The sequence below is a fragment of the Pseudomonas fluorescens group sp. genome (assembly GCF_020093335.1).
Taxonomy (GTDB): Bacteria; Pseudomonadota; Gammaproteobacteria; order Pseudomonadales; family Pseudomonadaceae; genus Aquipseudomonas; species Aquipseudomonas petroselini.
On record NZ_JAIOKW010000004.1, the window covers coordinates 69165 to 93321 of the forward strand.

At 56.2% G+C, this 24157-nt stretch carries 20 protein-coding genes; 14 read left to right on the forward strand and 6 right to left on the reverse strand.

The window, feature by feature from the left end:
• Positions 1 to 24 precede the first annotated feature (24 nt).
• The 4 genes from K7431_RS06365 to K7431_RS06380 are packed head-to-tail and all read left to right on the forward strand — an operon-like array spanning position 25 to position 4478.
• Positions 25 to 2601 (forward strand): fimbria/pilus outer membrane usher protein, encoded by a 2577-nt coding sequence (locus tag K7431_RS06365; protein ID WP_012722897.1) that lies wholly within the window; start codon positions 25 to 27, stop codon positions 2599 to 2601.
• 2 nt (positions 2602 to 2603) lie between these two features.
• Positions 2604 to 3509 carry a fimbrial protein gene (locus tag K7431_RS06370; protein ID WP_012722896.1) on the forward strand — a complete coding sequence of 302 codons (906 nt, stop codon included), beginning with the start codon at positions 2604 to 2606 and terminating at the stop codon, positions 3507 to 3509.
• A 10-nt stretch (positions 3510 to 3519) separates the two neighbouring features.
• On the forward strand, positions 3520 to 3987 hold the full coding sequence (locus K7431_RS06375; protein WP_012722895.1) for a fimbrial protein: 468 nt from the start codon (positions 3520 to 3522) through the stop codon (positions 3985 to 3987).
• Positions 3984 to 4478: a fimbrial protein gene (locus tag K7431_RS06380; protein ID WP_012722894.1), complete on the forward strand. Its 495-nt coding sequence runs from the start codon at positions 3984 to 3986 to the stop codon at positions 4476 to 4478. Before K7431_RS06375 ends, K7431_RS06380 begins: the two co-directional genes overlap by 4 nt.
• Here the strand turns inward: K7431_RS06380 and K7431_RS06385 are convergent, their stop codons facing one another.
• The 4 genes from K7431_RS06385 to K7431_RS06400 all read right to left on the reverse strand — a co-directional run bounded on the left by K7431_RS06385 (position 4479) and on the right by K7431_RS06400 (position 12182).
• Positions 4479 to 5126: a response regulator gene (locus K7431_RS06385; protein WP_012722893.1), complete on the reverse strand. Its 648-nt coding sequence runs from the start codon at positions 5124 to 5126 to the stop codon at positions 4479 to 4481.
• Positions 5126 to 8038, reverse strand: coding sequence for an ATP-binding protein (locus K7431_RS06390; RefSeq protein ID WP_043204974.1), 2913 nt, complete (start codon positions 8036 to 8038; stop codon positions 5126 to 5128). The genes K7431_RS06385 and K7431_RS06390 overlap by 1 nt, the downstream gene beginning before the upstream one ends.
• Positions 8039 to 8163: 125 nt before the next feature.
• Complete coding sequence (locus tag K7431_RS06395; RefSeq protein WP_012722891.1) at positions 8164 to 9363, reverse strand: EAL domain-containing response regulator; 1200 nt, start codon at positions 9361 to 9363, stop codon at positions 8164 to 8166.
• Positions 9360 to 12182: an ATP-binding protein gene (locus K7431_RS06400; RefSeq protein ID WP_012722890.1), complete on the reverse strand. Its 2823-nt coding sequence runs from the start codon at positions 12180 to 12182 to the stop codon at positions 9360 to 9362. The genes K7431_RS06395 and K7431_RS06400 overlap by 4 nt, the downstream gene beginning before the upstream one ends.
• A gap of 156 nt (positions 12183 to 12338) precedes the next feature.
• On the opposite strand from K7431_RS06400, the gene K7431_RS06405 reads away from it, so the two are divergent.
• Positions 12339 to 13526: an MFS transporter gene (locus K7431_RS06405; protein ID WP_012722889.1), complete on the forward strand. Its 1188-nt coding sequence runs from the start codon at positions 12339 to 12341 to the stop codon at positions 13524 to 13526.
• Between the two features lie 193 nt (positions 13527 to 13719).
• A complete protein-coding gene (locus tag K7431_RS06410) occupies positions 13720 to 14376 on the forward strand; it encodes a Wzz/FepE/Etk N-terminal domain-containing protein (protein ID WP_012722888.1) in 657 nt (218 codons plus the stop codon).
• Between the two features lie 374 nt (positions 14377 to 14750).
• On the opposite strand, the gene K7431_RS06415 is transcribed toward K7431_RS06410, so the two are convergent.
• Together K7431_RS06415 and K7431_RS06420 are read right to left on the reverse strand one after the other, a co-directional pair.
• A complete protein-coding gene (locus K7431_RS06415; RefSeq protein ID WP_043204973.1) occupies positions 14751 to 14972 on the reverse strand; it encodes a hypothetical protein in 222 nt (73 codons plus the stop codon).
• 72 nt (positions 14973 to 15044) lie between these two features.
• Entirely contained in the window at positions 15045 to 15524 is a 480-nt protein-coding gene (locus K7431_RS06420) for an IS3 family transposase (RefSeq protein WP_224265936.1), read from the reverse strand.
• A gap of 930 nt (positions 15525 to 16454) precedes the next feature.
• Here K7431_RS06420 and K7431_RS06425 point away from each other — a divergent pair.
• The 8 genes from K7431_RS06425 to K7431_RS06460 all read left to right on the forward strand — a co-directional run bounded on the left by K7431_RS06425 (position 16455) and on the right by K7431_RS06460 (position 24088).
• Positions 16455 to 17510, forward strand: coding sequence for a GTP pyrophosphokinase (locus K7431_RS06425; RefSeq protein ID WP_012722886.1), 1056 nt, complete (start codon positions 16455 to 16457; stop codon positions 17508 to 17510).
• 441 nt (positions 17511 to 17951) lie between these two features.
• Complete coding sequence (locus K7431_RS06430) at positions 17952 to 18167, forward strand: hypothetical protein (protein WP_043204972.1); 216 nt, start codon at positions 17952 to 17954, stop codon at positions 18165 to 18167.
• Positions 18168 to 18402: 235 nt separating this feature from the next.
• Positions 18403 to 19779 carry a PIN-like domain-containing protein gene (locus tag K7431_RS06435; RefSeq protein ID WP_052308631.1) on the forward strand — a complete coding sequence of 459 codons (1377 nt, stop codon included), beginning with the start codon at positions 18403 to 18405 and terminating at the stop codon, positions 19777 to 19779.
• A 206-nt stretch (positions 19780 to 19985) separates the two neighbouring features.
• A complete protein-coding gene (locus K7431_RS06440) occupies positions 19986 to 20276 on the forward strand; it encodes a hypothetical protein (RefSeq protein ID WP_012722883.1) in 291 nt (96 codons plus the stop codon).
• Between the two features lie 1036 nt (positions 20277 to 21312).
• Complete coding sequence (locus K7431_RS06445) at positions 21313 to 21651, forward strand: hypothetical protein (protein WP_043204970.1); 339 nt, start codon at positions 21313 to 21315, stop codon at positions 21649 to 21651.
• A 24-nt stretch (positions 21652 to 21675) separates the two neighbouring features.
• On the forward strand, positions 21676 to 22356 hold the full coding sequence (locus K7431_RS06450; RefSeq protein ID WP_012722881.1) for an SOS response-associated peptidase family protein: 681 nt from the start codon (positions 21676 to 21678) through the stop codon (positions 22354 to 22356).
• A gap of 215 nt (positions 22357 to 22571) precedes the next feature.
• Complete coding sequence (locus K7431_RS06455; RefSeq protein ID WP_012722880.1) at positions 22572 to 23105, forward strand: hypothetical protein; 534 nt, start codon at positions 22572 to 22574, stop codon at positions 23103 to 23105.
• Positions 23102 to 24088 carry a HEPN domain-containing protein gene (locus K7431_RS06460; protein WP_012722879.1) on the forward strand — a complete coding sequence of 329 codons (987 nt, stop codon included), beginning with the start codon at positions 23102 to 23104 and terminating at the stop codon, positions 24086 to 24088. Before K7431_RS06455 ends, K7431_RS06460 begins: the two co-directional genes overlap by 4 nt.
• Positions 24089 to 24157 lie beyond the last annotated feature (69 nt).

Genomic DNA, 24157 nt, shown 5'->3' on the forward strand with positions numbered 1-24157 from the left:
GGCAACACCTTTGCAGGAACGCCCATGCCCCGTTCATTCCCATTCATGCGCTGCCGCGCCATGAAGGCTTTCGGCTGCCCGCTCGTGGCCGCCGCAGCCTTGCACCTGGCTCCCGCACACGCCGGCTACGAGTTCGATGCGTCGTTCCTCGAGATCGGTGGCGGGCAGAGTTCGGCAGCCGTGAAACAACAGGTCAGCGCCATGAGCGACGGCCAGTTGCCGGGAATTTATCGGGTGGATGTCGTGCTCAACGAGCGCTCGGTGGAGCAGCGTGATGTGCGCTTTATCCGCGCTATCGGGAGTCAGGAACGCTCGAGCACCGGCCTGTTCCCGTGCCTGGATGTCGAGTTTTTTCGCGCCCAGGGCTTGGCCGACACCGCCCTGCAAAACCGCAGCGACGCCGACACCACCTGCATTGCGTTCGACCAGGGCCTGGCCGGCGTGAGCTACGACTACGACTTCAACCGCCAGATCCTCTCGATTGAAATCCCCCAGGCCTACCTGGGCAGCATCCCGTTTGAAGTGCGCCGTCGGCAATGGAGCAATGGCGAACAGGTGGCGTTCACCAACTACAGCTTTACCGGCAGCACCGTGGAGTCCGACGCCGGTCGCCGCCAGGACCAGTTCGGCAGCCTGCGCAGCGGCATCAATGCCGGGGCCTGGCGCCTGCGCAATTTTTCCACCTGGCAAAAAGGCAGCACCACGCCCGGGCGCTGGGAGTCGCTGGAAACCTACGCCCAGCGCGACATGGGCAACATGATGGCGATCGCCACCCTGGGCGACGCCACCACCGAAGGCGACCTGTTTGACGCCATCCCCTATCGCGGGCTGGGCATCGCCTCGGACTTGGACATGCTGCCCGACCAGGCCCGCGAATTCGCCCCGGTGATTCGCGGTATTGCCAATGGCCGCTCGCGGGTGATCATCCGCCAGCGCGGTTATGTGATCCATGAACAATGGGTGCCGTCGGGGCCCTTCGCCTTGACCGACCTGTACCCCACCGCCAGCAACGGCGACATCGAGGTCACGGTGGAAGGCCCGGACGGCCAGCGCCAGGTCTACACCCAGTCGTTTTCGTCGGTGCCCTACATGCTGCGCGAGGGGCAGCAAAGTTACTCGGTGTTCGCCGGCCAGTACCGCCCGGCGCAATCGTCCTTTGTGCAGCAAACCCCGACATTTATCCAGGCCTCCCTGCGCCGTGGCTTGAGCGGCAGCACCACCTTGTTTGGCGGCAGCCTGCTGAGTGATCAATACAACGCCGGCCTGCTGGGCTTTGCCCATGACTTTGCCGGCTTTGGCGCGATCTCGGTGGACGTGACCCACGCCCGCAGCGATGGCATGGGCCGGGAAAAAACCACCTCCAGCGGCCAGTCGTTCCGTTTTCGCTACTCCAAGTCGCTGGCGGCCACCGACACTAATTTCAGCCTGATCGGCTACCGCTACTCCACCGGCGGCTACTACTCGTTCAACGAAGCGCTGAACAGCCGCAACGCCGGGCAAACCCTGGACACGTACCGCAGCGGCCATATGAAAAGCAACTTCACCGCCAACGTGTCGCAGCAATTGGGCGGCTACGGCGGGGTGTACGCCAACGTGTCGAAAACCGCCTACTGGGACAAGAGCAAGGCCGACACCTCGATCCAGCTGGGTTACAGCACGAGCGTCGGCGACGTTTCTTATTCCCTCGGGCTGGCCATGAGCAAAGGCGCGAACACCGACGATCGCAGCCTGTCCCTGAGCATCAGCATGCCCCTGGGCGGCACGCGCAGCCAGCGCGTTACGGCCAACCTGAACCAGAGCGCGCGTGGCTCGGCCTCCCGCACCGCGACCCTGAGCGGCAACGCGTTCGAGGATGACACCCTGGCCTACAGCGCGGGCGTATCGCAGCAGGTCAACGGCGTACAACGCCAGACCGGCGGCACCTTCGCCGCGCAATACGACGCCCCAAACGCGATTGTGCGCGGCGCCTACAACGAGACCAGCGGCAGCCGCCAGTTGGACATGGGCATCGAAGGCTCGGTGGTGGCGTATGACAGCAACCTGATGTTCAGCCAGCCATTGGGCGAAACCAATGTAATCGTCGCCACACCGGGCGCCGCCGACGTGGGCATCAGCAACAAGCGCGGAGTGCGCACTAACAGCAATGGCTACACCGTGGTGCCACAGGCCCTGCCCTATCGCAAAAACCGCGTGTCGCTGGACACCCAATCGATGCCGGCCGACGTCGACATCGCCGAGCCGGTGCAGGAAGTCACGCCAAACCGTGGCGCGTTTGTACTGGCCGACTTCGACACTCGGCGCGGCCAACGCATTCTGTTTCGCATCAGCGACACCCGTGGCGTAGCAGCGCCGTTTGCTGCCCGCGCCGAACTGTTCGCCCCGGATGGCCGTGCCTTGGGCAACACCCTGGTGGCCGACAAAGGCCGCGCGTTCCTGACCGGCGTGCCGCCCGAGGCACGGTTGTTGATCAGCGTCGACGGCCAGGCGTGGTGCAGCCGCGAATTGACGCTGGACGAAACGAAGCCTGCCGAGGGCGGGATTACCCAACTGAATATTCAATGTGAGCGCGCGGCCGGTGGGTCGGGTGCCAAGGATTCCTGAGCATGAACATCATCAATGAAATACGCGTACGGCTGAGCCTTGCGCTGCTGTGCGGCGTGTTGGCCTGCATTTCCCAGCCAGCGCAGGCGTTGGTCGAAGGCAACGTCAACTGCACACAGCAAAGTATCCCCCCCGACGGCTACACGTTTGAGCCGGGCCAGGCGATCAGGGTCACCTATCAGGGAAGTTGCATAATTCGCCGGACATTTCCCTATTCCGCCGGCTTGAATACGCAAATCAACTACATGAGCGGCTCGGATCAAGCTACGTTGAAATTGCTCGACCCGTACCACAACACCTACTTTTCCGATCTGCCACTCGGCATCTACAGTGGCAATTGCCTCGGCGGCACCTGCAAGCGCCTACCCGTGAATACCGCGGTGCCCTACCACTTCATCCTCGTGGGCAACGCGCCCCGCACCCCTGGCGTACGCTATGTAGCGGTGCTGTTGGGCGTGACTTCGCAGAACTACCTGGGGTATGGCGAGTGGTTCGTGCAAACGCTGTTTGAATACACCGTCGTGCCGCCGGCGTGCAGCCTGAGCTCACCCGGCAGCGTCAACCTGCGCTTTGGCTCTATCAGCAACAGCGAACTCAACAACCAGATGCAATCGACCACCGTGTCGATTAACTGCAAGTCCGCGATGCGGGCCAACGTTTACCTGCTGCCCAACCAGGCGGTAGTCAACGCCACCACCGGCGTGACGCGTACCTCACTGGCGGGTTTGAACATGCAGGCGCTGTGGACCGACACCCTGAACCCGGTGAACTTCACTACCCCGCGCTTTATGCAGTTACGCGTGGGCAGCAATGACGTAAACCTGAGCTTCAAGCCACAACTGGCGGCCGGGCAATCACCGTCGGGTGCGTTTCAGAGCCAATACACGCTGAACATCGACTATCAATGAGGGCCTTGCCATGAAAACTCCGCTGCTCGCCCTGGTGCTGCTCAGCAGCACCGCTCACGCTGCCGACGTGGTGAATATCACCGTCAGCGGCACCCTCACCCGCCCACCGTGCGTCTTGAGTACCGGCACCACCCTGACCGCCGCATTTGGCGACGTGCGTACTGACCAGGTGGCGACCACCGGCACTGTGCAAGTGCCGGTGCGCTTGAAGTGCTCGTCGGGTTCTTCGCTCAATGTCAGCTTCACGTCCAACAATGGCACCTACACCTCCACCGTGGCTAAGACCACGGCGGATAACCTCGGTGTGTCGTTACTGTGGGCGGACAACACGGCGGCAAACCTCAATGGCACCGTCAAGCAATACACCAACCTTAGCGGCGACGTGGATATCAGCCTCAAGGCGCAACTGGTCGAACGCGGCACGCTGGCGCCCGGCGCGTTCACCTCGTCGATGGTCATGACCCTCAATTACCTATGAAAGCGCTCGCCTGGATACTGCTGGCCATGGCCGGCACCGCCCTTGCGCAAGCGGCGGATGAAGCGCAGATCGACATCAGCGGCAAGCTGACCGCGCCGCCGTGCACCGCGAGATTTCCGAGTACGCAACAGGTGGATCTGGGCAAGGTCAACCTCAGCCAGTTGGCCGACGACAGCGCCGTCGCCACCGACGTGCCGCTGGTCTTCGACTGTCAGGCGGGCGTCCAGGTCGAGCTGAGTTTGTGGGCGAATATGGGCCGGGCTATCACCGTCAACCCGGTGTTGCTCACCACGCTCCCATCCCTGGGGTTGCAGGTGCAATTGCGTGACAAGACCGACAAGTCGGGCATCGGCCTGGGCCAAACCGGCACCTGGCCGGTAGAGGACGAACCGCTGGCACTGACCCTGCGCGTCAAGCCCGTGTCCCTGGGCACGCTGCCTGAAGCTGGCAGCTACAGCGCTACCCTGTTGATGCAGATGACGTACCGCTGATTACTGAAACTGCCGCGCCTCGATGCAATAGGTCAGCAACGCCTGATCACTGTCCACCTCCAGCTTGCGCATGGCCGAGACTTTCTGCGCGCTGACGGTCTTGTTGCTGCGGCTCAACTGCCGCGCAATGTCGCTGACGCTCATGCCCGTCACAAATAAACGCAGCACTTCCATCTCCCGCGGCGACAGGCTCTGGAAGCGCTCCTGCACCTGGGTCGCATTGACTACCACCGAGGTCGCGGCGGGCTCCGGTGCGCGGTAACTGCGCTGGGCACTGATCGCGCCGAGAGCTTTTTCGATCTCGCCGTGCAGGTGGTTTTTCTGGATCACGCCCGCCACGCCCAGCTCCTGCAAGCGGGTGAGGATCAGGCTGTTGGAAATCATCGTCAGCACCAGCACCTGCGTCTCGGGGAAGTGGCGCAGGATGTACTCGATCAGCTTGAGGCCATCGCCGTAGGTGTCGTCGCCGGGCATGTTGAAATCGGTGATCAACACTTGCGGGCGATGGCTGCGCAGTTGTTCGATCAACTGGCTGGAACTGACCGCCTCGCCCACCAGGGTATAGCGCGCATCGCGCTGCACGATCTCGCGCACGCCCACCAGCACGATCGGGTGGTCATCGGCGATCACAACGTTCATTTCTCGCATTACTTGTCTTCCTTGTGAGCGGTTGACTCTGCCACTAGGCACTGCGCCACCGCCGTCAGGCGTGCGCACAACACGCGGATCTGCGCAGTGGCGTGGCTGTCGAGGGGGCCGTCGTACAGTGTGTTTTCCCATTTCTGGCAGGCATTGGATAAAGCCCCGGCACGCACGCTGGCGAGCGCGCCGTTGAGGCTGTGCAGGCGCTGGCGCACCCGGGTCGAATCGCCAGCGACCAGGCCCTGTTCGATCTGCTGCACGTCGGCCAGCAAGGTGTCGCCCATCAGTTGGCGCATGGCCGGCGACAGCTCGATCCAGCCTTCGCGGTCGCGGTCTGGCGTCGGCACAGCCAGGGCCGTCGCGCGGCGACAGTGCGACATCAAGGCCTGGCGCAGCATGTTCATGCTCAGCGGCTTGACCACCCAGGCATTCATGCCCACCGCCAGGCAGCGCTCGCCCTCTTCACGCAGGGCGTTGGCGGTGACGCCAATGATCGGCACCTGCACGCCTTGCTCGCGCAGGGCACGGGCCAGGTCGTAGCCGTTGAGGCGCGGCATGTTGATGTCGGTGATCACCAGGTCGAACGGCTGCGAACCCCAGATCTGCAACGCATGCTCGCCGTCCCGCGCCACGGTGGCCTGGGCGCCGAGGGCTTCGAGCTGCTCCTGCAACACGGCCTGGCTGACCGGGTTGTCTTCGGCCACCAGCACACGCACGTTCAGGCACGGCGCATCCAGGCAAGGTTCTGCCAGCATCGGGCCAGCGACCGACTCGGCGCTGCTAAGGATCGGCAAGGTGATAAACAACGAGAAACTGCTGCCCAGGCCTGGCTCACTGACCACACGCATGGTGCCGCCCATCAATTCGCTCAGGCGCGAACAGATCGACAAGCCCAGGCCCGCGCCATTACCGTCCTGGCCGCCCGCCACTTGATAGAAGGGTTTGAACAACTGCTCCAGGGCCTTATCCGGAATGCCCACGCCGGTGTCGGTGACCTGCCATTGCAGGGCAACTTCATCCTCGAGTAACGCCTGCACGGTAAGGCGCAAACGCACGCGGCCCGACTCGGTGAACTTGATCGCATTGCCCAGCAGGTTATGCAGGATCTGGCGGATACGCCCCGCATCACCGAGCAGTTGCAGCGGCACTTGCGGGTCGATTTCCGCATCGATCTGCAGGCCTTTGTTGCGTGCGGTGGCGGCGAAGCCCAGCACCGATTCCTCGACCAATTGACGCGGGCTGAACGGCGCCGCCTCCACGGCCATTTGCCCGGACTCGATCTTCGACACGTCCAGCACGTTGCTGATCAGCTGGAACAGCACGGTGGAGGAGCCCTGGATGATTTCCAGGTACTGCCGCTGGCGCTCGCTCATGTCAGTCAGGGCCATCAGTTCCAGGTTGCCCAGCACGCCATACAGCGGCGTACGGATCTCGTGGCTCATGGTCGCCAGGAACACCGTCTTGGCCTCATTGGCCGCAGTGGCTTCCTGGCGGGCCTGGTCCAGCTGCAGGGTTTCATCCACGTGCCGAGTGATGTCGTTGCAGCCGCAGAGGAACACGTCCTCGCCCTCGTAACGCGCGGCCACCACCACGACTTGCAAGTAGCGCCCCTGCACTGCCAGGCACATCTCGCCGGGGGTGTCGGGGCCGTCGTTGGCCCTGAGGGCCTCCACCAGTTGCGCGGTGCCGCCCAGTTGCAGGGCGCGCTGGTTTTCCAGCAGCAACTGGCAGTCGCTGCGCCGCACCACGCACAGACCCGCCGGGGCGTTGTGCAGCATGATGCGGTTGAAGGCTTCGCTCTCGAACAGGCGTTCCTGGGCACGCTGGGCCGGGATGACGATGCGGGTCTTGTACCAATGGTTAATCCACCAGCCCAACAGCACCGCAGCCAGAAACGTCAGGCCCAGGCCCAGCAGCGGCCACTTGGCGTAGCGCAGGAAATCCTGATAGCTGATCGCGTACAAGCCGGTCCAATGTTCGCCGCCTTCGCTGAGCATCTTGAAGCGCAAGCCCTGGCTGTTGAAGCTCAGGCCCAGGGGCGCCATCTGCTCATCGCCGAGGCTGCCGAGCAGCACATCGCCCTGGGGCGAAATCAGCGTGAACTGGTTGTACACCGACAATTGCAGCACCCGCTCGAACTCATCGACCTGCGAGGTATCCACCACCGCCGCCAAGGTGAGCATTCCCTGCGGTTGATTGGCAGGCAGGAGGGCGGCGGGCGCATCGAGGCCGATCATCGCCACCACGCTGCGGCTGTTCTTATACAGCTGCAACGGCGCACGCACCCAACGCACGCGGCTGTCGGTGAGCAGCAGGCTTTGGCTTTGCTGCAACTGGTGCAAGCGGCTCACCACGCCACGGTACTGCTCACGCAACAATGGCCGGTGCTGGCGCAGGCCGCCAATGCCGGGCACGGCCAGGCTGGCTTCGTCATTGGGGGTAAACACAAACAGCTGCGGCGAGGCATAAAACGAGCTGGCCCAATAGCCGCCGTAGTAGTCGCTCAATTGCACCCCAAATGCCAGCGCGCGGCGCGTGTCCTCCGCCGTAAACCCGGCCGCGTGGGACAAGGTGAACGGCAACGACAAGGCAAAACCCTTGGCCTGCAACACCACTTGCCCGGCGTCGCGCTGCAACTCCACCACGTCGGTGGATTGCACGGAAGGCAGCGGTGGTGCATGGCTGCGGCTGTAGCCGGTGGCCACATTGCGCAGGAACGCCTCGTGTTCATGGATGATTTCCACCACGCGGGCGAAGTGGAACGCGACCTTTTCCTGCTCCGCATCCAGCAACCGCGACACCGCCCAGTAGCAACTGCTGGACAGCAACAACGCCAGCCCGGTGAGCAGCAACAGGGCGGTATTCAGGCGCTGGGAGCTTTGCGCCAGTTTGTCCAGGCGCAGACTTGCATGTTTCATCGTCAGTACCGAAAAAGCCTGAATCAGGACGTGGGGCCTATGCAACGCTCCCGGCATTGGCCAATAACGCCCGGCGCACCGGGCGACCCTTCCTTCGGGCTTCTTGACTGTGTGACCCCGGCAGCTCAGAGAAGTGCTGGCGCAGGGCCATCTTCGATCAGTAACGCACTGAATTTATCCGCCGTCACGCCTTGCGAGATCAGGAAGCCTTGCACCTGGTCGCAGCGAATACGCCGCAACACCGCCAACTCCGCCTGGGTCTCGGCGCCTTCGGCAATGGTGGTCAGCCCCAGTTTGCGGCCCAGCTCGACGATGCTCTGCAACGCCGAGGCCAGGCTCTCGTTCTCGGCGCAGCCATGCACCAGGGAACGGTCGATCTTCACTTCGTTGAACGGCGTGGAGACCAGGTTGAAGTAGGAACTGAAACCCTTGCCGAAATCGTCCTGTGCCAGGCCAAAGCCCATCATGCGCAGGCGGCATGCTCCAGCGTAGTAGTTGCTGGGCAACTGTGTGGTGGAGCTTTCCATCAGCTCGAAGGTGATTTGTCGCGGCTCGGCATCGTCCTGCTGGACCTGGGCCAGCAGGCGGTCGACCAGGTCGCATTCGTCGAGCAGGTGGGTGGGCAGGTTGATCGACACCGGCAGCCGATAACCGAGTTGCGCCCACTGGGCCTGGGCGGTCAGGGTTTGGGCGAGGATGCAGGTCAACAGTCGGGTTTCCAGGCCGAGGCGCTCGATTTCACCGAGGAACTCGCCTGGCAGCAGCAGCCCTTCCACCGGGTGCACCCAGCGCGCCAAGGCTTCGGCGCCGACGATGCGCCCGTCGTGCAGTGATTTCTTGGGTTGGAACCAGGCCTGGATTTCGCCGTTGCCCAAGGCGCGCACCAGGTTCTCCCGCGCCAGGCTGAGACCGCGATGGCAGCACGGCGCGCGGGCCTGCTCGGCGAGTTTGTCGAGGCAATCGCGCAGGGTGCGCACCTGCGGCTCACGCACCGGCTTGGAGATCAGCCCGGCCACGGTCAGGCCCAGGTTCCCCGCCACCTGCCCGGCGCCGACCAGCATGCGCCGTGACGCCACGCTCATCAGCGCCAGGGCCGGCGGGGCTTGCAGGCGCGCCAGTTGCTGGATCAACTGCACGCCGTCCATCCCCGGCATCATCAGGTCGCTTAGCAACAGGTCATAGCGCTGGCGGGCCAGGCGCTGCAAAGCGCTGGCGCCGTCCCAGACCACGTCGACGTCAAAGCCGCCGATGGCCTGGAACACGTTGATCAAGTACTCATGCTGAAAGGGATGGTCCTCCACGATGAGCACGCGGTAGGCACTCACAGCACGCTCCTTTGGTAGCGCTGCAGGCATTGATACAGCGCGCGCAGGGTGAAGGGCTTGACCAGGCAATGGTCCATGCCCGCGCTGAGGCAGCGCTCGGCTTCATCGAGCATCGCGTTGGCGGTGGCACCGATGATCGGCAGCGCGCACCCGAGGCGGCGCAGTTGCTCGGTGAGTTCGTAGCCGTTCATGCGCGGCATGTTGACGTCGGTGAGGATCATGTCGAACGCGGTTTCGCCCCACAGCGACAGCGCCTCAATGCCATCACCCGCCAGCACCACACTGCAGCCGAGTTCTTCGAGTTGATCGCGCAGGATCAGCTGGTTGATCAGGTTGTCTTCAGCCACCAGCAAACGCAGGTTCAGGTTGAGCTTGGCCGGTGCTTCGCTGGGCACCTGCGACAACGCTTCCTCGACGCCTTGGGCACGGCTGACCGCACGGTTAAGCGCATGCAGGTTGTTCAGGCCGATCTGCCAGCACGCGCCGGGGCCCTGATAAACCCCATGCTCATCGGCGGCCGCCGTCACCCGTGGGCCACACCAGCGCAGCCGATGGCCGGGCTCAACCTGGCCAGGGTAAAGCTCTACCAGCACCGCGCCAGGGTCGGCCTCGACCGATTCGGGCAGGCCCAATTGCGCCCGCGCGCCCCAGCGCCGCAGCCAGCCGCCGATGCTCTCGGCCAGCTCACGCACCGGCGACACCACGTAGACGCGCTCGCCCTGCAACGGCAGCGCCCAGGGTTCATCCTCGTGGGCGGTAACCTGCTCCAATGGCAAGGTGAAGGTAAAACTGCTGCCCAGGCCAGGCTCGCTGACCACCCGCAGCGTACCGTTCATCAAGTGCACCAGGCGCTTGCAGATCGACAGGCCCAAGCCGGTGCCCGCCACCACGTTGGCATTGCCGCTGGCCTGGAAGAACGGTTCAAACAGGTACTGCTGGTCATGCGCCGCAATGCCCTTGCCGGTGTCGACCACTTGCCACTGCAACCTCGCACGTTCGCCTTCGCGGCTCTCCAGGCGCAAGCGCAATACGATGCGCCCGCTCTCGGTGAACTTGAGCGCATTGTTGAGCAGGTTATTGAGGATCTGGCGGATACGCGTGACATCGCCGCGCACCTGGTCGGGCAGTTGCGGGTCGAGGCAGGCAAACAGCTGCAAGCCCTTGCTCTGGGCGGCGCCCGCGTAGCCTTGAATCACCTCCTGCACCAGCTCCAGCGGGGAAAATACGCTGAGTTCGAGGGACAGTTGCCCTGCCTCGATTTTCGACACATCCAGCACATCACAGATCAGTTGCAGCAAGTTCGCCGACGAGCCTTCGATGGCATTCAGGTAGCCGCGCTGCTGGCTGTTGAGGTCGGTGCGGGCGAGCAATTCCAGGGTGCCCAACACCCCGTAAAGGGGGGTGCGGATTTCATGGCTCATGGTCGCCAGGAACAACGTCTTGGCCTCATTGGCCGCATCCGCCAAGGTACGCGCCTGCTGCAAGGCCAGCTCCACCTGTTTGCGCTCGGTGATATCGCTGAACGCGCAGATCAACACTTCTTCACGTTGATATCGGATGGGTGCGAAGCTCAGGAACAAGTGGCGACCGTCGGCTATTTGCAGCTCGTCGGTGTTGCTTTGCTCGCAGGCGTGAAAGGCCCGGCGAATCCAGTCGTGGCACAACTGCTGGCGCTCCTGCCCGTTGCCCAGCCATTGGCGCGACAAGGGATTCTCCAGCACCACTTCGCCGTCACTGCGGCGCAATACGCACAAGGCCACCGGCGCGATACGAATGACTGCGCTGCTGAACGCCTCGCTTTCTACCAAGGCTTCGATGCGATTGGCCGCCGGGATGATCAGCCGCTGATCGATACGTCGCACCAGCCGCATCATCAACAGGCTCGCCAGTGCGCACAGCAGCAGGCACACCAGCAGCGGCAACGCCAGGCTGGGCAGCAACGAACTCAGCTCCAGGCTGTAAACGATCTGCCATTGGGAATAGCCCAGGTGTTTGCGGATGGCCAAGCGGTCCGGCAACCAGCGACTGCCCTCCCAGCCGAAACTGGCCGTGGAATGATACTGGCGCAGCACCTGCGCCGCCGCTGGTTGATCGGGCGTGCTGCTGAAAATCAGCTGGCCTGCGGCGTCGAGCAACATGAAGTCGCCAGCCTTTTCATGCTGCAGGGCGTTGATCAGGTCCGGCCCACCGACCTCCAGGCCGAGCCAACCCGAGGTGGGGCTGCGGTCATCCAGGCGGGTAAAAATATACAGCGGCGAATCCAGCCGGCTTTGCTCGGTGAGCCACAGCTCGTCGCTGACCGAGACCTTGCCGGTATCGACCGCCATCAGCCGCTGCAACACCGTCTCCGGCACCGCCTCCGGTGCCGGGCCGACGGTGAACAGGCGCTCCACGCCAGGCTCGGCACGCTGGGCCACATAAATCAGGTTGACCTGGTTCGCCTCCAGGTAGTCGAGCAGGCGTCGGGTCAGCCACAGGCTCCAGATATTGCCCGCCTCCCCCAGGGTGATATGCACTTCCTCGGCGGGCACGTTATTGAGGTTGCCCACGGGCGGCGTTACATGCCGCACGGTGGACAGGCCGAGGCTTTTCAACAGCGTTTGGCGGCTGACAAAAAAACTCTGCGCATCGGAAATCGCCTCATTCATATAACTGCGCCGCAACGAAATCTCCTCGCTGAACGCAGCGCGCAAATAGCTGTAGGCGCCCGCATACACGCCCAACACCAACGCCAGGGCGAACAGGCGCAGCAGCTTGCGGGCGGCCTTGGGCGTGGAGAAAGTGGCGTCGAGGGGTTGCAGGAAATGTTTGAGTTTCATCACCGCAAGCCTACGGAGCACAAGGGGGCGGGAGAATAAGACGGATCTCAAAGCGCCATTGAACTCTGCCGCCAAACGCTGTTCTAGACAGGTTCGCCGCGGCGTGCGTAGCATCCGCGGCGGTCTTTCGTGTTATTCATTCCAACAGAGCGATCCATGTCTATCCACCAAACTCCCGGGCACGTGCTGCCCGCGCGCAGTGCCGCCAAAATGGAAGCGGCCATGGCCGTGGGCGCTTTCGCTATCGGTACTGGCGAATTCGCCATCATGGGCCTGATGCCCGACATCGCCCAGAACCTGGGTTTAAGCGAACCCCAGGTCGGCCACGCCATCAGCGCCTACGCACTCGGCGTGATGGTCGGCGCGCCGTTGCTGGCCATCCTTGGCGCCAAGCTGCTGCGCAAACACATGCTGCTGTTGCTCATGGGGCTGTACGCCCTGGGTAACCTGGCGACCGCGTTTACGCCCACCTTTGGTTCGCTGGTGGCCTTCCGCTTTATCAGCGGCCTGCCCCACGGTGCTTATTTCGGGATTGCCGCGGTAGTGGCGTCCAGCATGGTGCCCAACGACAAACGCGCCGGCGCCGTGGCCCGCGTCATGCTGGGCCTGACCCTGGCCATGCTGCTCGGCAACCCCATCGCCACCTTCCTCGGCCAACACCTGGGCTGGCGCTCGGCGTTTGCGTTGGTGAGCGTGATCGCCCTGTGCACCATCGCCCTGGTCTGGCAGTTCGTGCCGCACCGCCACGACGAACAACGCAGCGACCCGCGCAAAGAACTGCGCGCCTTCACCAAGCCTCAGGTGTGGATGGCATTGTCGATCGGTGCGATTGGGTTTGCCGGGATGTTCTGCGTGTTCAGCTACCTGGCGCCGACCATGCTCGAAGTGACCAAGGTATCGCCGCAATGGATTCCGTTTGGCCTGGCCGCGTTTGGCGTGGGTGGGATTATCGGCAACATCGCGGGCGGCAAACTGTTTGATCGCATGCAGTTTCGTGCGGTGGGCCTGATATTGGTGTGGTCGATCGCCGTGTTGCTGTTCTTCCCCTTCGCCGCGTCCTCGCTATGGGGCGTACTGCTGAGCATGGGCCTGGTCGGCACCATGGTGTCGTTGGCTGCGCCGTTGCAAATCCGCCTGATGGATATTGCCCACGAAGCACCGAGCCTGGCGGCGGCGTCCAACCATGCGGCGTTTAACCTGGCGAATGCGTTGGGGCCGTGGTTTGGCGGGATGGCGATTACGGCGGGGTTGGGATGGACGAGTACCGGTTATATCGGTGCGGTCACGGCGCTGGTCGGGCTCGGGGTTTACCTCATCGCTCGTCGGATGCACGGCGGGCAATGAGCTACTGGCCTATGAACGATTGTGCCGTAGAAATGATCCTAAGACTGGCGTACTGAGTCGGCGCGACTCTGAGTGTAGAGGCCCGCCGAACACACTATACAAGAACTATTCGCATCTAATACGAAGCGTACTTTTACGTGGCGCATTGTGTTTTTTTCTCTACAATTTGGGAACGCAAATAAAGGAATTTTTCGTGAGCAGTCCAACGAATTCAAACGCCCGTCCCCATGATGATGAAATAGATTTGATTCCGCTTATTCAGACACTGTGGAATAGCAAGATAACGATTATTGCAACCACCGTGGTGGGCGCGGTTGCCGCATTGACGCTCTCTGCGACCTCGCCTGAACAATGGACTGCCAGCACTTACATCACTAAGCCATCCCTCTACAGCTTATATAAAGAAATCAATGAAAAGGACGCGCCCGCCAAGGCGAGCCCACTGTCATTGGAAACCAAGCTGTACAGCACCATACAGAATGATATTTTCTATTCCGCCATGGGCATCATGGCCGCTAAATCCGTTGCCCTCAAAGACGCCCCCCCTAAATCGGGCGGGAGTGAGCCGGTACTTTATATAGCCTCAACCACCGCGAAGACGGCAGCATTGGCGTCTGCCCAGCTGAAATCCGCAATGGAGACCGCCAATACCGAAGCTATTGCGCTTAACTTACCGGCATTGGCAGCAGGGAATACGTTAAAAGCATTTAACACCCTTGATGAAATACAAACCTCCACCCAAAAAACCACCAAAAAATTCGCTTTTCTAGGCGCCTTTTTAGGGTTGGTGCTCGGCAGTATTTTTGTACTCGGCAGGTTCTTCATTCGACAATACAAACAGTCGAACTGAGCACCCTCGACGCTATAGGAGTTCTTCAGTCAGGAAACAAACAACGCAGACCAGCAGGGAAACAATAACAACAATAAACAATTTCGCGGAAAATGTTGTTTTCATCAAGGGTACTTTAAGAAAGTAAAATAATGGCCTAGCGCCATTATTGCACCGTGTCTGGCTTTTTTCACGGTGATTTTTGCTGAAAGCAACACACATCCCTCTCCCGAGCTAGGGAGCACCAGCATCCACTCCTCGACTGAAGGAAAAATCCGCCAACCCGGTGCCCGACGCGAGATTTTTCATAAAGGCACTGTCGTCACCGCTTAACCCAGCCCCCAGTGGCGAGGGAGCTTGCTCCCGCTGGGCTGCGCAGTAACCCCATCGCGACCTCAATCGTCGTGCAGTAATCCCGAACCATAGTCACCATAACTACTGCCAAGCCCACTGCCGCCAAAATTCATCTTGGCGGCTTTGCTGGGGCTATGGTCACCAAACGCCTGGCATCCGCCCGAAAAGCACGGGTCGCTGTTCACGTTCGACGAACTCGACGAGCAAGCGCCCAAGAGCAATGTGCCGGCGATCATCATGGCTTTGGCGAGGTTTGAGATCATGTTTTCAGTTCCCTGTGGACTGGAGGCGCGGGCGTGTTCTGGTCAAGTTTTTCCGGACACCGACTACGGTAATTAAGCGGCCTGCTGCTCCATTGCTATTGGCGACAGGTAGTTGTTGTAGCTGTGGAGCCTGATTCGGTTGTATCGCATGAAGAAGCTGGTCATATCCTGCCTGGCTTCTTCAACTGTCGTGTAGCCCTTGGTGGGCACCCACTCTGATTTGAGTGTCCCGAAGAAACGCTCTGTTGGCGCGTTGTCCCAGCACTGCCCCCTACGGCTCATGCTTTGCGTTATCCCATGCTCCAGCAGTGCGGACTGAAAGAGCTGGCTGGTGTATTGGCAGCCTTGATCCGAATGAAACATCAAGCCTGCATGTTTGCCTCGAACCTCCGCCGCCATTCTCAGCGCTCTGCTAACCAGGTTGGCGTCATTGATCAGAGAAAACGCCCAGCCAACGATTCGGCGGGCGAACAGATCAATGACCGCTGCTAAGTGATACCAGCGTTTCCCAACCATCAGGCTGGTAACGTCGCCGCACCAGACCTGATTGATTGCGGTTGGCTCAGGACTCGGATTTCACGTAGCAGCGTGCAAAAGGGGGCTTTTCACCCATCAGCATTCAATCGTTTTGGGCAAACCGACTTTTTCAACACAATCGGCCAATAGCTGCCATTCATTCGCGTCTACAGAACCAGGGGGCAATTCACCGCCTCGGTTAGCCTGTTACGAGGGGCTGCAAACGGCACTCCAGGGTGTTCAGGACGACTTTGTCATTGACACCTCGGGGCAGCTCCGGATTGGTGGGGGAGTACGCTTTCCTGCGCCAGCACATCAAGATCAGGCATTAAATATTTCTTATGAAAGGTCGATATACAGTTACAGACAACAACAGCGAGTGCCAGCAATGGATTTTTTGCGATATTTTAAAAGATTTTTTCCACGGAAAAATTCAGTCCCAACTCAGGCTGCGGCGGTTCCACCAGCCCCTATCGTCACTCCTAGAAAACCAAATCCAGAGCCGCCAAGCTTGGGTTTTGATCATGCGGAGCAGCTGCGTCGAGTTGGTGGGTTAACGGTGGCCCTACACAAGAACGATATGGAACTGGATCTTCTAGACTGGGGGTACCTAGCTAGTTCAAACGGGGAAGTAACGCTAACGAAGAAAGGAAATGAATGGATAGCGGCTAGTGGCGCTTGGTCCCCACATCGACATCCAAGTATTGATCGATAAACATGTATGGACACTGAATTGCTTTGGTCCCCTGATTGTGAGGTGGTCTTCGTAAAGGGCTGCTCACGGCCAAAAGCGGCAATTGAGCGCCTGCAAAATCAAGGGCCATTCACACCTCATCATTCACCCTTTCGTCGCCCCTTTTACTCAGGATCAGCTACCTATTTTGCAACCGCTGGTATTAAAATAGTAAACCGTTTAGTTTTCTAAAAATTCAGAATTGACCTTACGCAACCAAAAGGGACTGCTTTGTGAAAGCCACTTCAAAACCTCTGGTGACATTAACAAGGAAAAACGCAGTTACAACTGACGACATTTGGAAAAACGATCCAGACACTATACGCAATTTTTTAAATGTACGTCACGAATACGAGCAACTTTGTGCTGAAGTAGAATACATACTAAAAAAGAAAATATCACATGAAGGCATAGAAACTTCATTCATCGGATCGAGGGCAAAGTCACTCAATAGTTTTTTAGAAAAATTGCAACGTAAAAGCTACGGAAACCCTCTAAAAGATCTCACCGACCTTGCAGGTGCACGTGTAGTTTGTCTATATAGTGGAGACCTTGAAAAAGTAGAAAAAATTATCAGGGCCGAATTCACCATAGTTGAAACGGTAAATAAATTAGCCGAACTTGAAGTAAATCAATTTGGATACGGCGCTCTCCACTTCATAGTCAAACTAGGAAAAAGCTCATCAGGAGCTAGATACGATGACCTGAAAAATTTCGCTTGCGAGATTCAGGTGCGCACAGTTGTGCAAGACGCCTGGGCGATCATTCAGCACCACATGGCATATAAAAAAGAATCACAAATACCGTCGAAACTACTGAGAAAGCTAAATGGTCTGGCCGGCCTATTTGAGACTGTAGACGACCAGTTTGAATCAATCCGAGATCAGCGCGACACCTATCTGCACTCAGTTAGAGAAAGCTCTAGCAAGCCAAAAGAGTTTTTAGATAACGAACTAAACATTGATAGTTTCGTTGAATATTTAAAATGGGCATTCCCTGAGCAAGACCCAGGCGGTGCCGTTGTCGGTGTAGTAGTCGACGCACTGAAATCTCTTAACTATAAAAAGCTGCAAGATCTTCACGATCTAATCGAAAGCACAAAGGAAGTGACAAAATCAGTAATTTCGGACTTTGGAAATACTATCTTCAGAGATGAAAATGGGCTTCCCCAGTCAAACTTGGACGCAGCTGTAGCACTGGCAGTGAAAAGCCCTGAAGGCCAAAACGCTATACCTTGGGGAGCACAATGGCTTGAGGTCATCAAAAAATATCAGCTATTTTCGGATTAGTGTAAAAACTCATAATTATGAACTCGTAATCGATAGCAAAAAGCACGAACTGCGATCCAAAAAAATATTCCACTTGTGCTGCGGTATAGCCGCGCACAGGTGAAAAATAAATCCAAGCCAAAATAGAAGGCGTTTAATGCGACCCTAGAACTTCTCTCACGGTGCATCCTGACCAGTCATTTGTATCGGGTTTCTTAGACGAATCCTATCCACTACTGTTGGCCGACTGCCGCCGGTCACGAGCGAAAAATATCGGCCTTTTCGGTGATGGATTGGAACTACTGATTCCACAGACCCTATGATACGTGCGTTGTAGCGAACCATAAAAAGCCACGTACCACTTTTGTACCACCTCCTTGCCAGGCACGACGGCTCTTCCCTCCATCAGCACCACGCATATCCGCTGCTATGCTTCAACCTTTACGGACCTGGGGAATATTGATGGCGAGCGAATACTCACTGGCGGATGTCCTGGAAAGGATGTACGAGAACCAACTGGCGTTAGAAGCGGCAATAATGGAGCTGGTGTTATGGGTAGAAGAACGTGGCAAATTGACAACTGGTGGGAACGTCCGTGGCTCTCTTAACACGCTTGGTGAGAATGCAGGTCACATCAAACAAGGCATAGCCAGGCTGAAGAAGCATGATGTCCCATAAATATGTATAGCGTTAAGGCAGATAGAGCTTCCACACGCATCGGGCGTTCGAACCTCTCCTTCACCACCGTCCGGCCATGCCGGTACAGATAGCGACGGTATCTTGTTCACTAAAGGTGCGGATTTGACGGCCAAATATTTTTGTGGATTTTTCGATGTTAATTAATTAAATTGATGCAGATCTTCCGAACCTTAAAGAAGATCTATATTTAGACATTATTTCATGGAGTTTGGTTTTGAAGGATCTATTCAGTAGTTTTATAAATCCAAGTGAAGACATTCTAAAGAGTGCCTGGCAAAGCAAAAATACATTATTTGTATTTGATACAAATGTTTTTCTAAATTTATACGGATATGCCGACCAAACAAGAAAAGATTTTTTTTACGTTGCAAATGGCATAAGGGATAAAATCTGGATTCCTTATCAAGTTGGTCTGGAGTACCATCGACGGCGACTAAGTGTTATTAAAAATGAAAAGAAGGTTTTTAGAGATATTGAAAATATTCTCGAGAAAATTCCAAATGAAATCAATACTGAACTTCAGGCTTATGCCATGTGGAAAAAAGATCCTGAACTTGATGCTCACCTTCAGGACTTAATCAGAAACATAGGCAAAGAAATTGAGGCATGCAAGGGTAAAGTTTCAGACTGGAATAAGCGACAGCCGGATGTGAGGTCTATGGATTTGATCCTAGATCAAATTCATGAGATAACAAAGGGAAAGATCGGTCCTCAACCTGAAAATCAACAATGGCTAGATGACCTCTATAAAGATGGCGAGTTGCGTTACGAAAAAAAAATCCCGCCTGGATTCGAAGATAGGAATAAAGGTAAGGGAGATCTGGAGGATGCAATATTCCAGCATGGTGACTTAAGCTATCAAAGAAAGTTCGGCGATTTAATAATGTGGAAGCAGTTGTTGATAAAGGCAGCAGAGCCCGATATCTCAAGCGTAATATTTGTTACAGACGACGCGAAAAAAGATTGGTGGAACATAATAGACTCTGGAGGAAAAAAAATAATTGGACCTCATGAGGGCTTGAAGTCTGAGATATATAAAATAAAGGGAGTTGAATTTTTCCACATGTATACGACCTCTGAGTTTTTAGAGGAAAGTAAAGGATTTTTGAATAGTAAGATACATCAAAGTTCAATCGAAGACGCATACGAAAAGAACATACTCGGAATTCAGGAGCGTACTGCATCCACCATCACCAATCCTCTTGGCACTGTACCGCGCGTATTTATTGATGAAAATGGAAACTCTGTATATCTTAACTTTGAAGATTACGAGTCTTATAAATATGACATGGCTCGCAAGCACATATTAAATAAAGCGGCGCACGGCAACAAACGACGGACGGCAAGCGAGTTACTTGACTATTACAAAATCCTTACATCTCCTGAAGAAAATACGGATCACTTTGACAAATATTCAAAATTGATCAACTCGCGAAAGCTTTCCGAGATGGAAAATCAATTAAGTTCTTACAAGGAGCGCTTGGATAAAGTTAAGATGGCTATAGCGAGGGAGCAGTTCGATGAACTTGACAAGGAGATTTGGGATGGGGTGGATGATATGGACCGAAAAGATTGGGATAGGGATGAGTAGCATGCCCTTAAAGATGTTGAAAGCTGTATGCGTGTGGGCAACGAAAGATAGTGCTTGGTGCCAATAACGCCGCTTATGTTCATTGGCTCCCCACAACGAGGCCCGCTCCGGCGGGCTTTTTTTCGCTTGGCGGAAACCAGCCCCCAGGAGTCTGATCTACCATTTCCGATGATCATGGCTGACTATCGCTGCTAAGGACGAGAGACGTGTCGCTACCCATCACCGCAAGGCAGATGAAAGTCCTAAGGGCACTGCAACGGAAGGACCCGGACCTGGGCGAGCTGGCGACCGCCATTGCGCTGGCCTTCGATGCGACGAAGGTCGAGAACCCGCAGATGGCGCGGTTGATCCTGGAAAAAACCTGCAGTCGCATGATCGCCCGGCAACCCGGCAGCCATGAAGTAATGATTCAGCACCTGGCGACCTTCGGGGAGTTGAATTGCCTAACAACGGCGCAGGTCAGTGACTTTATCGATCGAGTCAGAAGGCACGTTTGATGTTGCGCAATGGTACTGATCGCCAGTGCCTGTCGCGCCGACTCCACCATCCCGTAAACGTAAATATCTAACGCTGTATGAGCGAGAGTGTGGGCGCGTGAACTTAAAGGTCGTGAGTACTGCGCAATGCCGCATACAGCTTCAAAAGCAGTCCGCCCTAGGCACCTCTCGCGTTTTCATGTTGACCCACGGGAAAGAGGTTAGGAGGGTTAGTTTTTGTCAGAGCGCCTTGAAAGCCTTGTTTTTTATGGCTTTTCGAATGGTTGGCAAGGTTAGCTTTTGGGTTAGGTCTGGTTATTTCCTAACCTTTATTAGTGTTAAATATTCAATATATTAATCCCTTTAAAAACAAAAGCTTACGAATGGCTAACCTTTAACCTAACCCAACCTAACCCACCAAAGTTAGGTCTCAAGCCCAATAAACACGGGCCTTCCAAGTCACAACACCCCCCTCAAAAAAAAACTAACCTTTTTCCCGAGGCACCTACTGAATTCAGCTGTGTGTGCATGCTTAGAAGCGTTGCCAAAAACATCCACCTTCGCAGGATTCCGCAGGTTTTCTGCCCCCTCAAAAACGCCAAGCAAGCCCCCATCCTACGCCTTCGAGAGTGGTACGCAGGTGCGCAGAAAAAACGACCCATTTAGCCCGCAGGCGAGGTGGGGGGACGACGGCGCGCGCCGGGTGCTGAAGCACGCCACTGCCACCACTTGTGGCACGTCAGTGGCCCACATGTAGCACGCCGATTCCCCGATGTGCAGCGGTGAGCCTGGGCCTGTCCTGACTGCGACTGCTCGGCAGGCGAAAACATGCTGAAAGCCCCGTTTTTATTGGTCCACGCAGCCCCTTACGATTGCCGTGACACCTAGTAAATGCTATGTTGGGATGGGTTTTTTCACGCTGCGGAAGGGCAAACTTTCATCTATCCCAGCTGACTTTTCCGGCCCAATCTCCGCCCCCCCTACAGCTCGTCGCCTCAAATCGCGTCATGACCAAACGTCATTTACTGTATATGTATACAGTATTGGATTCGTACCCATGAACAGTGATGAAGACACCCTCGGATGGCTTGGTCTCCCCACCCCACTGCAGATGTACCGACAGCATTGCCGTCTGCTGGAGAACGAGATCCAGGAACTCAATCTGCAATTACGCAAAGCGCGGGCAGACGTTTTCGGTATCAGTCAAATGCTTCTGGAAACCCAGGCGAAGAACACTGAGTTTGCGGGGTATCTGCGGGAACGTGGGGCCGAAGCAGCAGCAATGCGTAAGCAGATCGCCGACCTGACCACATTGTCGAATGTGAGCAGGAGGGAGGCGGAAGAGCTGCGGCGCATCGTCAATGAAATGAGACCTCGGCCGACCACGATTGTCTAATGTCAAACGGAAAGGGGGTTTGCCATGTGCGGAAGACTGTCGCAGTACCGGGGAATCCACGACTTTGTTGCGGCACTGAGCATGCCCAATGCCCTGGCAAACTCGGTGGGTGATCAGCCGATCGAGCGATACAACGTCGCCCCAACGACCCACGTGGCGTTACTACACCTGCAGGGCGAGCTGCTACACGCCGATCCTGTGCGATGGGGGTGGCGCCCGCATTGGGCGAGAGACCGGGCCGCGCCCATCAATGCACGTGTCGAAAAAGTTGCACACGGCCCGTTCTTTAGGGCGATCTGGCCACACCGTGCGATCACGCCTATCGACAACTGGTTCGAGTGGGTGGATGAAGGCGGACAGAAGAAACAGCCTTACCTGATCCGCAGGCGGGACGGAGCACCGATCTTGTGCGCAGCCATTGGTCAGCTACCAGACGCTGATGAAGGCCCCGGCGAGCATGACGGTTTTGTGATCATTACCGCCGATAGCGCTGGTGGCATGGTGGACATCCACGACAGAAGGCCCGTGGTACTTACACCCGACCTTGCCAGCGAATGGCTGAACCCGGCAACGTCGAAGGAACGTGCCGAGCAGATGGTGTTGCACCAGGGCGAGCCGTCCGAAACCTTTGAATGGTTCAAGGTCAGCGCCGCCGTGGGCAACGTGAGAAACAAGGACGCCGCCTTGATTGATCCAGTGCCCTAGAAAAGCTTCAAAAGAAGAGGCGCTGCTCTGAAGGATTTGATAAACCGAAGTGATGCGAACAAACTGAAATGATTGTGGGCCTACAGAGTGAATTAGGCGGCGATACACTGGCCCCGTAACTACTCCAAAAGCCAGTATTAGTCGGATTGCGGCGTGTGCTACACAGCAAAATAGGAGATTAAATTAGATATGCACTTGGAAAGGAGCCTAGCATTTTGGAAGATGCTGAACGAAGTTATAGAGAAACATCAAACAACAATAAAAAGTTTGCCAAACGACTTACAGAATTCATCAGCAAACTAATCGCACGTGGCCGCAACTTAGAGGCGCACCACTATTTTTTGCAACTTTGCAAAATTTCCCCACATCACGAAAAAACAATAAGATTAGGTTACACACTCGCAATCGCGCTTTTTGATACGGACGGCGTTTCAAGATACGACAGATTACTTTTTGATTCATCACCAGACCCTGAAGAACTTCTATGGTATCGCATACGCTTCTACCACTCGGTGAATAATACAGACTTATGCGAGAAAGAGAGCTGCACGCTACTCAAGACAGGCTCAAACAAAAAATATATTTCCACAGTAATCGAAATATGCATAACACATAAAAATTATGTAATTGCTGAAGCCTTAGTTCGCTACCTCGATAAAAAAAATCTAACTTTACTACCGCCAAATGACAAATGGCTGAAACAAATAATAATCACGAAGCTTATTGAAAATCTCAGGAGGAGAAAATGACTCACTTCCTAGTTGTTAAAATACTTGATGATCGGAGCTTCTCCAGTCCTTCAACAACAATCTATGGGGGCGTCGAACTTAGATCCTACTTAGCCGACAGTAATGCGGAATCAGATGCGCTAGAACTATCTGCTTCAGAAAACGGGCTTGATTTTAATAAACACAAAATTTGCGCTAGGATCGCGACCATCACGGAATGCGAGACGCAAAACGAAGCCATCCAAAAGGCCGATGGCAAATTTCTTGAAGTTCTCGATTTTAAATCTACCGAATTTGCAGTATCAAACATAACAATGTCGCGAATTGGTTTCGTTAAAAATTTATCTTCAGGCGAGATAAACCCAATTAAACGATTTCAATTTGAGCCATCCCTATCCTTTCACATAGGGCATGGTAGCACCCAATGTTTTGATAGCACCAACTACGTGCTTTCACTTAACAATGAATTAAGCGAGCGATACAAGCGTTCACTTCATTGGACACGAAATAGTAAAAACGAAGTAAACCCTCAATTGAGAGTTATATTTTCATGGTTTGCCCTAGAGGCTTTATTGAAAGCTGATGACAAGGATAACTCTGTCGAAAGCTATATCCGTCTATTCTTAGGCTTCCCAAATGGGCAGCAGACAATCCAATTATCGCCTGAAATAAAATTAAAACTCGAAAATCATGCGCGATATAAATATTGGCAAAAGAAACTATACGATACAGTTCAAGAAATCCGTGATTTCAGGAATAACTCTGTCCACTCAGGCTTCAGGAGCATGGACTTCACAAAAGAGACGCTTGATCTATTCAAAACAATAATGCTTTACGGTGTTTCCCGGTGCCAAGCTGGAGCCATGAGGGCTCTCCTTTCAAATATCGACACATTATCCGAATTCAAAGAATACGCAGTTTTATTATTTGAAGATAATACAAACCTAATCAACGACACTCATGGCAACATTATTTATTCACTAGATCACCCAATGAGTTCTTAGGATCAGGATCACTTAAACATTGCTCCAATGGGCTATGGTGGCGAGACTGTGCTTGGAGGAGTCGATTTT